Raw genomic sequence first — 14237 nt, forward strand, 5'->3', positions numbered from 1 at the left:
GAGGCTGACCAAATTAGTAATCTACCTTTTTGGTCAGCCCCGAATAATTTTTCGTTTGTAAACGATAGAATCGTTCAGCTATTTATGCACTCGTTTGGAAACGAGCGCAAGCGTTTTTCTATTTTAAATCCATATAGTCTTCGTTTGTAACGAGGATTTTCGAGAGGTGCATTTATAATGCACAAATAGAGAAATATATGTAGCGATAAAATCGCTTTTCTCATTCATCCCCGTTACAAACGAGGACGATGATAGCCGGCCCTAATAAAGATTATAAATCTCCTTAATGTCTTTCAAAATCTTTTCGAAATCGATTTTAAGGTCAATTAATCTACCGGTGTGGATATCGAAAACCCAGCCATGTACTGTTATTCCACGGTTGGTAATGGCTTCCTGTACTGCTGCGGTTTTTAACAGGTTTACACATTGTTCCTGAACATTCAATTCTACCAGGCGGTTATAACGGGCACCTTCATCCTCAATGGCGTTTAACTCATCTTTATGAATGCGGTAAACATCACGGATGTTACGCAACCATGGATTCAGTATGCCCATGTCGGCCGGTTGCATCGCCGCTTTAACACCTCCGCAGTTGTAATGACCACAAACTACAATATGGTTCACTTTTAAGTGACGAACAGCGTAATTTAAAACCGTCATTACGTTTAAATCTACGTTGTTTACCAGGTTGGCCACGTTTCGATGCACAAAAGCCTGTCCGGGTTGTATGCCCATTAAATCTTCTGCCGTAACACGGCTATCCGAACATCCGATATACAAAAACTCCGGACTTTGTCCTTTTGATAATTCGGTAAAATAATCAGGATCGATGGCCAGTTTTTCGGCAATCCATTTTTCATTGTTCTTAAAAACGTCTTCTACATTCATATTTGGCTCTAAATAGCGTTTTTGGGTATATAAATTATAATTGGTATTGTTTGTTATGCAGGTATAAAACTAAAAAAAGATTTCCTGATTCCGGTAAGTTCTTCATCAGTTAGTGTTTCATCCGAATTAAAATAAACATGTCCTTTGTAATCCATTTCCATGTAATTTGCTGTCATATAAAAGGGTGTGGTAAAACCATCCGGCAGGTCGGCATCTGTACCTACGGCAATTAAATGTACCGTTTTGCCTTTCAGGTTTCTGCCCACTTCTTTATTCAGGGTTACCCAATCTGTTAAGCGGTCGAAAAGGTTTTTCATCCTTCCGCTCATGGCATACCAGTAAACAGGTGTGGCAAAAATAATGTGCTTGTGGTAGAGGATTTCCTTAGCAAAAAAATCAAAGCGATCTTCTCCAGGATATTGATTTTCGTAGTTGTAGGGAAGAAAATAATGCTCCAGTAAATTCAATTGATCGTGCGGTATTTCTTCGGTTAGCTTACCGATAAACTTTTGGGTATTTCCATTTAACCTTGCGCTTCCATTTATGATCAATATATCGGGCATGCCTGTATTTATTTGCTTAAATAACAAGTTACGCTCTTAAATGTTTAATCGTTTTACAGGTATTGGGGGAAAATATACGTAAGGCTCCGTGAGCTCAGACTGCACTCAGGTCTTATTTATGGATAGACAAAAAAAACGTCATTGCTAGGAACGAAACAATCTTACAACTATTGCTATAACCCATAGCAGTAAGATTGCTTCTTCGGCAGAAAAGCCTCATCGAAATGAGGACTTCTCACGAGAATATTCCAGTATTTTTTAGCTGGCAACAGCTACTGCATTTTTGTTGATGTGGTTAGGCAGTTCTTCTAAGGTGTATAGGTTAACCAATGTTTCCCTCAATACGTTTTTGGCATTATACCAGGTGTTTTCCTGAGTGAAATGACAAACACCATTGCTCAGTTCGGTAACAATTGCACCGATAAGTGTAGCGAAATGGTTTTCGAAAACGTCGCCCGAATGGTACTTTATAGAAAAAACTTTATTATAGTTTTGCAATTGTGCTTCAACTTCAGCGCTTAGTTTAACAGGTTTTGCAACCTTTCTTTTTTTCTTTTTAAATAAACCAAATATCTTCTGAACGAAGCTTTGTTTGATGATTTTATCTTTAAAAAGTTTTTTCTTGTATTCTTTAAGGTCGAATGATTTAAGCGAGACACTAAAATTAAGTTTTAGGTTATTCTCGTTAAATATTTCCAGGCTGGGTTTTTCCCATTTAAAAACAATCGGCAGGTTGCCATTAGGGTTTCTGAATGAAAATGATGAGTTTAAGTCCAGAACATTTTCGTGTTCGTTCAACCTTTTTAAAATGGTTGGAATAAGATCGTCTGTTAAGGAATTGGTGTAGATGTTAATGTAAGCACTCATGTTAAGGTTAAGATTAGAAATCAATGTAAATGGCTTATCGGCTATCGCCTTCGCCTTATTTAAATGATAATTAAGGATATCATTGTATAGCGGAGCTTTCAGTTTATGTTTGAATGTGCTCTCTATACCGATTAACTTGGAAATCTTAATTTGAATTGGCGGTTGTAGTTTTTCATTTGTATAATTATGGTTATTTGTGTGTCTGATTTTTAAAAGGCTGCAGATTAAATTTATTACCTAAACGTGTTAAAATGCCGAAACGTTACAGCCCTTTTTAGAAAATGTTGTAAGCAAAAATTATACCATAATACTATTTTATGGTTTTAACCGTTCAAGCAGTTTTTTCATGTTACCCAGCTGTAAAATATTTTTAAATTCGGGGGTATCAAAACCGCCCTTATCAATCAGCTGTTTTAAGCTTCTGTTAAAGCTTCTTACCGATATGCCCAGGTAGGCAGCCATGTCTTCTTTCGAGATAGAAATATGCTCATCGGCCTGGAGTTTTAGCAATTTTAAAAGTGCATATTCCAAAGTATATAGCTGCTGAAACGAGGCTCGTGTACTGGTTTGTATAATTCGGGTAGACAGTTCCTGGAGTAAGATTGTAGTAAATTCGCTACTCTTGCTGATCAGCGAATGAAAAAGATGATCCGGGATTACGTAGGCGGTAACTTCGCTTATCGCTTCTACACTACACAGGCAATCCATCTTTTTTATGGCCTCGAGCTCGCCCGCTACTTCGCCTTTGCCCAAAAATTCGATAATAAAATCCTTGCCGTTTTCTTCGGAGATAAAACACTTACTAATCCCGTCTTTTATGATGTAGATATTGCTGATTTTTTCGCCTTGCTCAATAAACCGGTATCCTGATTTAAAACTTTTCAGTATAATGTTGGCTTCCCTGTTTTCTGCAGAAAACCGTTCGATAAAGGATAAAAAGGTGAGATTGGTGCGTAGCATAATTTTATCAGTCGAGACAAATGTCCTTTTTTAGCCCTGCGGCTTGTGTTACTTTTGTGGCACTAAAGTAAGCATAACCATGAAAAATAAGATTACCGTAATTGCTTTTGATGCTGACGATACCCTTTGGATAAACGAACCTTACTTCCGCGAAACAGAGGAGCAGTTTGCAAATCTCTTAGAAGATTTTATGCCCCGCCACAGCATCATGGCCGAACTATATAAAACAGAAATGGCCAATTTGCCGCTATATGGTTATGGTATAAAAGGTTTTATGCTCAGTATGATCGAAACTTCACTAAAAATCACATTGGGGAAAATTGACCCCATAATTGTAGAAAAAGTACTCGACTTGGGGAAAGAAATGCTCAATAAGCCGGTTGAATTGCTCGAAGGCGTAGAGGAAGTACTGAAAGCCCTGCACGGAAAATACCGTTTAGTAGTGGCTACCAAAGGCGATCTACTGGATCAGCAGCGTAAACTTACCAAGTCAGGACTTGATCAGTATTTCCATCACATCGAAATCATGAGCGATAAACAGGAAAAGGATTACCAGAAACTGATCAGGCACCTGGATTGCAAACCGGAAGAATTTTTAATGCTGGGCAATTCCTTAAAGTCGGATGTGCTGCCTGTGCTCAACATTGGTGGACATGCGGTCCATATCCCTTTTCATACCACCTGGGTGCACGAAAGCATCGATCATACCATCGAACATGCCAACTTTTATGAAATGGAAAGTCTGGCGGAAGTTTTACCAAAATTAATAGAATGAAAGAAAAAATAGATATAAACACCTGGATCAGAAAAGATCATTTTAAATTTTTTAGCGCTTTCGAAGAACCTTTCTTCGGCGTAACGGTAGATGTAGACTGCACGGCTACCTACCAGGAAGCAAAAGAGAATAACGTTTCGTTCTTCCTGCTTTACCTCCACAAATCACTTGCTGCAGCCAACCAGATAGACGCTTTTAGTTACCGCATTATTGATGGCGAAGTTTGGAAATACGATGTTGTACATGCAGCGGCCACTATTAACCGCCCTAACGGTACCTTCGGCTTTGGTTATATGGATTATCATGAAGATTTTGAAGAATTTAAAATCGAAGCCAATAAGGAAATAGAAAAGGTACAGGCCACTACAGGTTTAATCCCTTCAGCATCGGGCGAAAATGTGATCCATTATTCGGCGCTGCCCTGGTTAAATTTTACTTCTATGTCACACGCCCGGAAGTTCTCTTTTGCCGATAGCTGTCCGAAAATATCTTTTGGTAAAGTACGCGATGAGAATGGTAAAAAAATAATGCCGGTGTCCATCCACGTAAACCATGCCCTGATGGACGGCTACCATGTTGCACAGTTTGTTGATGCTTATCAGGAATTATTGAACAGAAAAGAAGTTAACCATTACGTTTAACTAAAGCTTAAGGAATAAAACCTAAAAAATATTTAATACCCGGTTAATATTAGGAATTTACTTTCGGCGATGTTTATAGCTGCCGTTATTATTCCTTTTTATATTTTGGCCATAATAGCCATGTGTTACATGGATACTGTGTTTAAGGCCATTATGTTTTTTGTAATGCTGCTCATCACTACATTTGTGCTCTTTTTGTTTATTAATTATCCTCTGCAATCGGCCATTGCAGTGATCTGTTTTATGGCAATGTTTGCTTTTAAACTGAAAGATTGATTAAAAAGATAAATTATCATTTGCAATCGAGAAAGTATTTGCTATTTTTGCAGCACAGGCAGGAAGCTTGTTTTCAATAATCGGTTTGATTATTCTTAATTGATTTATTGAACATTCAAAAATTGGGGGATTAGCTCATTTGGCTAGAGCGCTTCGCTGGCAGTGAAGAGGTGATCGGTTCGAATCCGATATTCTCCACCATTAAAAGCCGATTTATTAATTTAGATCGGCTTTTTTGTTTCTAAAGATCCAAGCCTTTCAAAATGAGCTAGGGAAAAGTCTCATTAATACTATCTTTAATATCTTACGGTAAATTTATTCAATCCATATCAACCGATTGCTTCTGTAAAATCCTGGCTAGTTAAAAAATTAACCCGGAAAAGCTTGTCGCAGATGTGCTGTGTTATTCAAAATTGCCCAAAAACCTTTCAAATAATTTGGGGCAGATCTTCTGTAGGCTTTCAGGATCTTCCTCAGTCCAAGTAAAATCAAATTGTGGATAATTTCCCTCTTTGGTTTCGAAGTTTTCATTATCAATATGATTGTATAAATTCTCGCCTGTTTTATTCTTAAAAGCTTCAAGAGCGACGTACCAGAAAGTTTCGAATTCAAATTCATCGGTTTCATCATCAGCCTCGGTAATCAGGCTATCCGGATTTTCCTTAGCGGCGTAATATACATCCCTTCCCCTTGAAATTACCCAGTTCCTAAAATACTCAAACATATCATCTGAGCAGCCTCCGTTCATAATATATGCCGCACACCACATTTCGGAATTGTAGGTGTCATATAATAATTTGTCGGTTCTTAAGCGGAAGCCGATCATCTGTTGCTGGTTGAGCTTCTCGATTTCTCTGATCAAAACCTGTTCCTGGTCGTACTGGTTATCGGCTTGTTGCAGCGAGAATTCAATAATTTTCCAGTAAAGGTCTTCATCCAGCATTTCTGCTGTCGGGCTAATCGCTTCTTGAGTTGTTTCAAGCTGTGGTATGTTTTCTTTCTTTCCAAAAATTTTGTCAAATAATCCCATGTGGTTTGAGCGTTGTGTGGTTAATTTTTTATTGTCTAATCCGGTTATATCGTATTATCAAAATTGCATGCCTAATATCGTATTCCTTTTTGTAAAAATAGAATGCTATCAGGCGATTAAATATAAATTCTCTTTAAGTTCGTAGATGAGCTTCGAAAAGAAAGGTTAATTTTTGCAACAATTTTCAACTTGGATATATTTGTTAACCCAGAAAATGAGTGTAGTAAAAGGGAAAACATATAAAATAAACGTAAAACTTAATAGCGAGCCAGGTGATTCAGGAAGTCTGCATAATGCGTGGATTGGGCCTGAAATGAAGTTCAGTAGATCAGAATAATGAAAATTTCTTATCTTAGTTTTCTCACGCCCTCTCCGTTATGATCAGGATAACATTCCTTACTCTATTCATTTTCATTGCAATAAAATCTTACAGTCAAAAACAGCCTGTTTTGCCAGTGTTAAAATCAGCAAATGATACACTCGATATCCGGTTTGATAACTATCTGAGCGAAAAGTCTTGGATTTTATCTTCGAAGAAAAAAATCGATATTTTGCCCATTGAAATTGACGACCAGCCAACGAAAGTAACATTCATTTCTGCAGTTGATTCGATCTCATTTACCGTAAAACTTGGCGATAGGTATGATTTTATTATTTCAAGAGGTAAAAAAAATTACCATACCAGAGTTGAGGGCAGGCAGGCATTGATGACCAAAAAAGACGATTCTTTGGCCACGGTAAATTTACAGTGCCTGAAAACTAACCTGCTCTCAACAGAACAAAGGAATAAACAATATCCCTTCAACAAGGCAAAAAGAATCGAGCTGATTTCATTTACCGATACTGCCTCAGATTTCACAATTGCGCTCCCGGTTAAACATTACCGGCTGGAGCGTTCGAAGATCCGAGATCAAAAGGTACTGGACACTGCACAGGTTAATGCACTCACCGATATCTGGTTTAATATCGGCAGAACGCCCATTAATAATCTAAAATACATTTCTATAAGTAGATCCGGTTGTTACGAACCAAGAAACGGGATTGTTTTTATTGATGAAAAAAACAGGGTTTTTGAATATGTAGAAATCTGCTTTGCCTGCAAGGGAAATCGTTATAGTTCAAAACGAATCAAACCTTGGGACGATTGCGAACAAAAGTATATGATATTACGTGATTACTTTGCAAAACAGGGTGTTAAGTTTGGGGTAGAAGAACATTAACCCCAAGTAAATCAATGTTTTTAGCACTTTTATGAAATAATGTAAACATTATGTATACCAATAAAGAGTGATTAGGTTTCATAAAATTCCGGTTAGTTCAAGGAAAGAAGGTTCCCTTACATTGGGAGCAAATGCATGAATGAGAAGTAGTGCACCGGAAAGGGCTATGCAGAAATGTATAGCCTTTTTTATATCGGTACACTTTCTGAATTGCTAAGGCCTGATTTTCACTTTTCGCTATACCTGGTCAAAAATAACTTAAAAACCTTTTAAAGCATTCCGTGTTTGTTTAAAGTGCCGCTTGGAAACCAACAGAATTTTGATAGCTTTATTTTTTTAATATATTGTAAATGGCTAAAACAAAAAAACAGCCAGAGGTTCCAGCAATTGGGGCAATCTCTAAAACACTTACCGGAATTTCTGGGCTTGATGAAATTACGCTTGGCGGGTTACCGGCAGGCCGTCCTACATTAATTTGTGGCGAGGCAGGATCAGGAAAAACGCTTTTCTCAATAGAATTTATTGTTAAAGGTGCGCTCGACTATAACGAACCGGGTATATTTATGGCTTTTGAAGAAAAAGCCGAAGAACTTAAAACCAATGTGGCTTCTTTGGGTTTTGATCTTGATAAACTCGAAAGAGAAAAAAAAATACGCATTGATTATGTACACATAGATCGGGCAGAAATAGAAGAAACCGGCGAATATGATCTCGAAGGTCTTTTTATCCGTTTAGGCTACGCCATTGATAGTATCGGGGCAAAACGTGTGGTATTGGATACCATCGAAAATTTGTTTTCGGGCTTAAAAAATGAAGGTATTCTCCGGGCCGAAATCCGCAGGTTATTCCAGTTCCTGAAATCAAAAGGTGTTACAGCCGTTATAACAGGAGAGCGTGGCGAAAACAGCCTTACCCGGCAGGGTTTAGAAGAATATGTATCTGATTGTGTGATTTTATTAGACCATAGGATCATCAATCAAATCTCTACCCGCAGGTTAAGGATTGTAAAATACAGGGGCTCGGTTCATGGTACAAACGAATATCCTTTTTTAATTGACGACGAAGGTATTTCCGTTTTACCGGTAACCTCACTGGAGCTTAATAAAGATGTTTCTTCTCAAAGCATTTCTTCTGGAGTACCAGCTTTGGATAAAATGCTGGGTAACGCAGGTTTTTATAAAGGAAGCAGCATTCTTACATCCGGTACAGCCGGAACCGGCAAAACCAGTATTGCAGCCAGTTTTGCCAATGCAACCTGTTTAAGAAAAGAAAGGTGTTTGTTTTTTGCTTTCGAAGAATCTCCTAAACAGATTATCCGTAACATGCGCTCTATTGGTATGGACCTGCAAAAACATGTTGATAAAGGAAACCTCGAATTTTATGCTTCCCGGCCAACATTGTTTGGTCTCGAAATGCACCTGGTTGCCATCCACAAGGCCATACGCAAATTTAAACCCGATGTGGTAATTCTTGATCCCATTACCAATCTGATTACCATCGGATCGGTAAGTGAAGTAAAGACAATGCTGGTACGACTGATTGATTTTTTACAAACCGAGCAGATTACCGTGATGTTTACCGCATTAACCCTTAACAATATTGTTAATGAGCAAACTGATGAGGGCGTATCTTCGTTGGTTGATGCATGGCTTTTGATCCGCGATATCGAAAACAACGGCGAACGCAACAGGGGTTTGTATATCATGAAATCGAGGGGAATGAAACATTCGAACCAGATCAGGGAATTTATCATTACCGATAAAGGATTAGATCTTGTTGATGTATTCCTTACCGAAGAGGGCGTATTAACCGGATCCGCAAGAGAGGCAAGGTTATTGCTTGAGCAAACCGGCGAAATAATCCACGAGCAGGCCATCAGTAGAAAAGACAGGGAACTTTCCCGCAAACGTAAAGTGCTCGAATCAAAAATAGATAGTCTACGGTCAGAATATGAATCTGCAGAAGAAGAATTAAATAAAGTTTACGTGGAAGAAGCATTGAAAAAACAGATTATGGGTGATACGTTATCAAAAATAACCGATCTCCGTCGTGGCACTTTGTCAATGCAGGAAAAATCTACATCAAAAAAAGGGAAAAAATAGTGGGTAAGTTATACGAATTGCGGCTGTATGTTGCAGGAAGAACATCGAAATCCATAGTTGCTTTAGAAAACCTGAAAAAAATCTGCGAAGAACATTTAAAGGGTAAATACAGCATCGAGGTAATCGATCTTTTGGAAAAACCACAACTTGCCGAGGGCGATCAGATCCTGGCCATTCCTACATTGGTTAAAAAAGTGCCCGAGCCTGTGCGGAAAATAATCGGCGATCTTTCCAACGTGGAAAAGGTATTGGTAGGACTTGATATCCGCCCAAGAATTACGGACTAAACATGGAAGATAATGGTAGTTTAAATCCTGACAACGGTACAGCAGGTGAGCATTTTAATCTCCGGCTTTTTATAGCCGGCTCTTCGCCTGTTTCTGCAAGGGCAATTAAAAATATACGGGATATCTGTGAAGAATTTCTTAAAAACAGGTATACCTTAGAAATTATTGATGCACACCAGCAGCCATTATTGGTAAGGGATGAAAACGTTACTGCAATTCCGATGTTGATCAAAAAAACACCTTCGCCCAAAAAACGGTTAATTGGCGATTTTTCAAATCTGGAAAAGGTATTAATAGGGCTGGGAATAAGATAAATGGAGAAATCTATTGAACATATAGCACTCGAAGATGCCTATCGCAGCCTTAAAATTCAATTGGAGGAGGCTAACGATATCATCAATGCCATCCGGTCAGGAGAAGTGGATGCGCTCGTGGTTAATGGCAAGGACGGGCATCAGCTTTTTACACTTAAAAGTGCAGATCAATCTTACCGGATTTTTATTGAACAGATGACAGAGAGTGCCATCACCCTCGATATTGATAACAATATTTCCTATTGCAACTCTCAGTTCGCCGCGCTCTGCCAAACTCCGCTGGAGAAAGTTATGGGTTCAAATTTTCTGAATTTTGTTGATTTCGAATACCAGAATTTTGCAAAGGAAGTTATTGATGGTGCCTGGGAAGTAGAAACCAAGGCCGAACTCTATATTAAAAATGTTTCCGGCCAACGTATCGCAGTGCAGCTTTCGCTCAAAGTACTTAATCTTGATGAAGGATTGGCGTTAAGTATTATTGTTACTGATCTGAGCGGGATCAAAAAAACCGAAAAACTCCTGCAGGTTAAAAATGCCGAACTGGAAGAAGCGCGGATGCTTGCAGATGAGCTGAATCAAAACCTCGAAAAAATTGTTCATTCCAGAACACTCGAACTTGAGGCCAAAAATAATGAATTGATTATTGCTTTAAATAATCTTAAAGAAAGCGAAGATAACCTCCATTCGGCTTTCAATGCCGGCGAATTGGGCAGTTGCAGTCTTGATCTGAAAACAGGCAGGGCAGAAATGTCGCCTAAATTCCGTGAGCTGTATGGTCTGCCCATTTTTGGAGAGATTAACTGGGATATGGTGCTTAGTGCTGTAGACCCGGAATATATCCCCGAACTCAATGTTGTACTCGAAAAGTGCATTACAAAAGGTACGCCGGTTGACAGTACTTATCCAATCAAACACCTCATTACCGGTGAAAAAAGATGGATGCGGGTAGTGGGTAAATGTAAAACCGATCAGAACAACCAGGCCGTAGGTGTTTATGCAGTACTGATGGATGTAACCGACCAAAAGCAGGATGAGCAGCGTAAAAATGATTTCATCGCCATGGTAAGTCACGAACTTAAAACCCCATTAACCTCAATAAAGGGTTACGTTCAGGTACTTCAGTTAAAAGCCCGCAAAGAAAATCTCACCTTCTCAAATAAAGCACTTGAAGGGGCCGAGCGCCAGATCAGTAAAATGACCAACATGATTAATGGTTTTTTAAATGTTTCCCGTTTAGAATCAGGAAAAATTGCGATAGATTTCAAAAACATCGAACTAACCGATCTGGTAAAAGAAGTAATCGAAGAATATGCAACAACCATCACCAGTCATCATTTTAGTCACCAGTTTAGCGATAAACTGTTCATCAGGGCCGATTGGGATAAACTCGGGCAGGTGATCAATAACCTCATCAGCAATGCCATAAAATATTCGCCGGTAAACAGCGAGATATTTATCGATTGTTATCGCGATGGAGATGCAGCAGTATTTAAGATTAGCGATCAGGGAATGGGCATTAGTCCGGGCAACCTGCCGAGGTTATTCGAACGGTTTTACCGGGTAGAAAATGCAAATACTGCTACGGTAGCCGGTTTTGGGATCGGGCTATACCTTTCTGCAGAAATCATTAAGCGGCATGGCGGAAAAATCTGGGCCGAAAGTGAACTGGGCGAAAGTTCAACTTTTTACTTTAGTGTACCTCTTGCCGGTTAAAGTTTTTTTTTTGGTTCATCACCTATCAAATCTTCCCGAAAGTGCTGATCTATAACCCTCATAGATTCTAACTATTCTTATATAGAATTAAATGATTGTGATTAGTTAATCCGATTCTCTAAATTTATATTATTCCTGATTAGCAACAGGATAATTAGCTTGTTATTAACAAAACATTATTAATATGGAAAAAGAATCGAACGATATCAGTAAATGCCCGTTCCACAACGGCAGTATGAAGAGTAACATAGGTGGCAGTGGCACCAGAAATAACGATTGGTGGCCAAACCAGTTAAAATTGAATATTTTAAGGCAGCACTCTACTTTATCCAACCCAATGGATGGGGAATTTAACTATGCAGAAGCATTTAAAAGCCTTGATCTGGATGCATTAAAAGCAGACCTTCATGCACTGATGACCGATTCGCAGGATTGGTGGCCGGCAGATTTTGGTCACTATGGTGGTTTATTTATCCGTATGGCCTGGCACAGTGCCGGTACCTACCGCGTAGGCGATGGCCGCGGTGGGGCAGGTGCAGGCTTACAGCGTTTTGCTCCATTAAACAGCTGGCCTGATAACGTGAGTTTAGATAAAGCACGCCGTTTGCTCTGGCCGATTAAACAAAAATACGGGCGCAAAATTTCATGGGCTGATTTATTGATTCTGACCGGAAATATTGCTTTAGAATCAATGGGTTTTAAAACCTTTGGTTTTGCCGGTGGCAGGGAAGATGTATGGGAAGCAGATGAGTCGGTATACTGGGGTTCGGAAACTACCTGGTTAGGTGGCGATCTTCGTTATGCGCATGGATCAGACGGTGCACATAAAACACATGGTGTGGTAGTAACCGACGATGACGCAGATGGCGACGTGCACACGCGTAACCTCGAAAAACCACTTGCTGCGGTACAGATGGGATTAATTTATGTAAATCCTGAAGGACCGGATGGTAACCCCGATCCAATCCTGGCGGCGAAAGATATCCGCGATACCTTTGGCCGTATGGCGATGGATGATGAAGAAACTGTGGCTTTAATTGCAGGCGGACATACTTTTGGTAAAACCCATGGCGCAGCTTCGGCTGATCATGTAGGTAAAGAGCCTGAAGCAGCAGGTATCGAAAGCCAGGGATTAGGGTGGAATAACAGTTATGCTTCTGGTAAAGGTGCCGATGCCATTACCAGCGGTCTGGAGGTAATCTGGACTACCACACCAACTCAGTGGAGCAATAATTTCTTCGAAAACCTTTTCGCTTTCGAATGGGAATTAACCAAAAGTCCGGCAGGTGCACACCAATGGGTAGCTAAAAATGCTGATGCCATTATTCCGGATGCTTTTGATGGTTCGAAAAAACATTTACCAACCATGCTTACCACCGATCTTTCCTTAAGGTTCGATCCGGCTTACGAAAAAATATCACGCCGTTTCCTTGAAAATCCTGATCAGTTTGCCGATGCCTTTGCACGTGCCTGGTTTAAACTAACCCACCGCGATATGGGCCCAATTTCCCGTTATCTTGGTCCGGATGTTCCACAGGAAGAATTGCTTTGGCAAGACCCAATCCCTGCAATCAACCATGCGTTGATTAACGAGGTTGATGTAACTATATTAAAAGAAAAAGTGCTTTCGAGTGGTTTAAGCACTGCCGAACTCGTTTCTACCGCATGGGCTTCTGCTTCTACTTTCCGTGGTTCTGATAAACGCGGTGGTGCCAATGGTGCCAGAATCCGTTTAGCACCGCAAAAAGATTGGGAAGTGAATAATCCTGCGCAATTACAAAAAGTATTAACGGTGCTCGAAAAAATCCAGCAGGAATTTAACGGAACACAAGCAGATGGTAAAAAAGTATCATTAGCCGATTTAATTGTATTGGCCGGTGCTGCTGCGGTAGAAAAAGCTACAGGACATTCAGTTAATGTTCCTTTTACGCCTGGCAGGGCAGATGCTTCGCAGGCGCAAACCGACGTAGAATCTTTTAGCTATTTAGAGCCTCTTGCCGATGGTTTCCGTAATTACCGCAAATCAAAATCGAAGGTTTCTACAGAAGAATTTTTGATCGATAAAGCACAGTTACTTAATTTAACTGCTCCTGAATTAACAGTACTGGTTGGTGGTTTGCGTGCATTGGATACTAATTTTGATGGTTCAAAAAATGGTATCTTAACCGATAAACCTGGTCAGCTTACCAACGATTTCTTTGTAAACCTTTTGGATATGGAAACCCAGTGGAAAGCCATTGCCGAAGATAAAGAACTCTATATTGGAAGCAGCCGTGCAACTGGTCAGCCAAAATGGACCGCAACCCGTGCCGACCTTGTTTTTGGTTCCAATTCTGAATTAAGGGCTATTGCCGAAGTATATGCCAGTGCAGATGCGCAGCAAAAATTTGTAAAAGATTTTGTAGCTGCCTGGAATAAAATCATGAATGCAGATCGTTTTGATCTGAAGTAATAGAAAAATATAATTTGGTAAAGGCTTCCGTTTAAAATCGGGAGCCTTTTTTATTGGAAAAATTAACGTTTAAAGTACCTTTAATTAGAATACACCCCTTCAATAAGTGCGTTTTTAGACTACCAGATCAAAAAATAGGTTACGGAAGA

The 14237-nt window shown here is 39.6% G+C and carries 14 protein-coding genes and 1 tRNA gene; 10 read left to right on the forward strand and 5 right to left on the reverse strand.

Annotated elements, in window-relative coordinates:
* Positions 1–261 precede the first annotated feature (261 nt).
* The 4 genes from DRW42_RS05385 to DRW42_RS05400 all read right to left on the reverse strand — a co-directional run bounded on the left by DRW42_RS05385 (position 262) and on the right by DRW42_RS05400 (position 3278).
* On the reverse strand, positions 262–888 hold the full coding sequence (locus DRW42_RS05385) for a carbonic anhydrase (RefSeq protein WP_113947813.1): 627 nt from the start codon (positions 886–888) through the stop codon (positions 262–264).
* 53 nt (positions 889–941) lie between these two features.
* Positions 942–1451: a flavodoxin family protein gene (locus DRW42_RS05390; RefSeq protein WP_113947814.1), complete on the reverse strand. Its 510-nt coding sequence runs from the start codon at positions 1449–1451 to the stop codon at positions 942–944.
* A 258-nt stretch (positions 1452–1709) separates the two neighbouring features.
* Entirely contained in the window at positions 1710–2318 is a 609-nt protein-coding gene (locus DRW42_RS05395) for a hypothetical protein (protein WP_113947815.1), read from the reverse strand.
* A 315-nt stretch (positions 2319–2633) separates the two neighbouring features.
* Positions 2634–3278, reverse strand: coding sequence for a Crp/Fnr family transcriptional regulator (locus DRW42_RS05400; protein WP_113947816.1), 645 nt, complete (start codon positions 3276–3278; stop codon positions 2634–2636).
* A 79-nt stretch (positions 3279–3357) separates the two neighbouring features.
* Here DRW42_RS05400 and DRW42_RS05405 point away from each other — a divergent pair, with 79 nt between their 5' ends.
* The 4 genes from DRW42_RS05405 to DRW42_RS05420 all read left to right on the forward strand — a co-directional run bounded on the left by DRW42_RS05405 (position 3358) and on the right by DRW42_RS05420 (position 5171).
* On the forward strand, positions 3358–4053 hold the full coding sequence (locus DRW42_RS05405) for an HAD family hydrolase (protein ID WP_113947817.1): 696 nt from the start codon (positions 3358–3360) through the stop codon (positions 4051–4053).
* Positions 4050–4694: a chloramphenicol acetyltransferase gene (locus tag DRW42_RS05410; RefSeq protein ID WP_113947818.1), complete on the forward strand. Its 645-nt coding sequence runs from the start codon at positions 4050–4052 to the stop codon at positions 4692–4694. The genes DRW42_RS05405 and DRW42_RS05410 overlap by 4 nt, the downstream gene beginning before the upstream one ends.
* A 69-nt stretch (positions 4695–4763) precedes the next feature.
* Positions 4764–4970 carry a hypothetical protein gene (locus DRW42_RS05415; protein ID WP_113947819.1) on the forward strand — a complete coding sequence of 69 codons (207 nt, stop codon included), beginning with the start codon at positions 4764–4766 and terminating at the stop codon, positions 4968–4970.
* 124 nt (positions 4971–5094) lie between these two features.
* Positions 5095–5171, forward strand: a tRNA-Ala gene (locus tag DRW42_RS05420).
* 202 nt (positions 5172–5373) lie between these two features.
* Here the strand turns inward: DRW42_RS05420 and DRW42_RS05425 are convergent.
* Positions 5374–6000 carry a DUF4240 domain-containing protein gene (locus DRW42_RS05425; protein WP_113947820.1) on the reverse strand — a complete coding sequence of 209 codons (627 nt, stop codon included), beginning with the start codon at positions 5998–6000 and terminating at the stop codon, positions 5374–5376.
* Between the two features lie 455 nt (positions 6001–6455).
* Here DRW42_RS05425 and DRW42_RS05430 point away from each other — a divergent pair, with 455 nt between their 5' ends.
* The 6 genes from DRW42_RS05430 (at position 6456) to katG (ending at position 14088) form a co-directional block, all read left to right on the forward strand.
* Positions 6456–7220: a hypothetical protein gene (locus tag DRW42_RS05430; RefSeq protein WP_158544281.1), complete on the forward strand. Its 765-nt coding sequence runs from the start codon at positions 6456–6458 to the stop codon at positions 7218–7220.
* A 350-nt stretch (positions 7221–7570) separates the two neighbouring features.
* Positions 7571–9322 carry a circadian clock protein KaiC gene (gene kaiC / locus DRW42_RS05435; RefSeq protein ID WP_113947822.1) on the forward strand — a complete coding sequence of 584 codons (1752 nt, stop codon included), beginning with the start codon at positions 7571–7573 and terminating at the stop codon, positions 9320–9322.
* A complete protein-coding gene (gene kaiB / locus DRW42_RS05440; RefSeq protein ID WP_208643508.1) occupies positions 9322–9609 on the forward strand; it encodes a circadian clock protein KaiB in 288 nt (95 codons plus the stop codon). Before kaiC ends, kaiB begins: the two co-directional genes overlap by 1 nt.
* A gap of 2 nt (positions 9610–9611) precedes the next feature.
* Positions 9612–9923, forward strand: coding sequence for a circadian clock KaiB family protein (locus tag DRW42_RS05445; protein ID WP_113947824.1), 312 nt, complete (start codon positions 9612–9614; stop codon positions 9921–9923).
* A complete protein-coding gene (locus DRW42_RS05450) occupies positions 9924–11636 on the forward strand; it encodes an ATP-binding protein (protein ID WP_113947825.1) in 1713 nt (570 codons plus the stop codon).
* A gap of 184 nt (positions 11637–11820) precedes the next feature.
* A complete protein-coding gene (gene katG / locus DRW42_RS05455; RefSeq protein WP_113947826.1) occupies positions 11821–14088 on the forward strand; it encodes a catalase/peroxidase HPI in 2268 nt (755 codons plus the stop codon).
* Positions 14089–14237 lie beyond the last annotated feature (149 nt).

The sequence above is a fragment of the Pedobacter miscanthi genome (assembly GCF_003315595.1).
Classification (GTDB): Bacteria; Bacteroidota; Bacteroidia; order Sphingobacteriales; family Sphingobacteriaceae; genus Pedobacter; species Pedobacter miscanthi.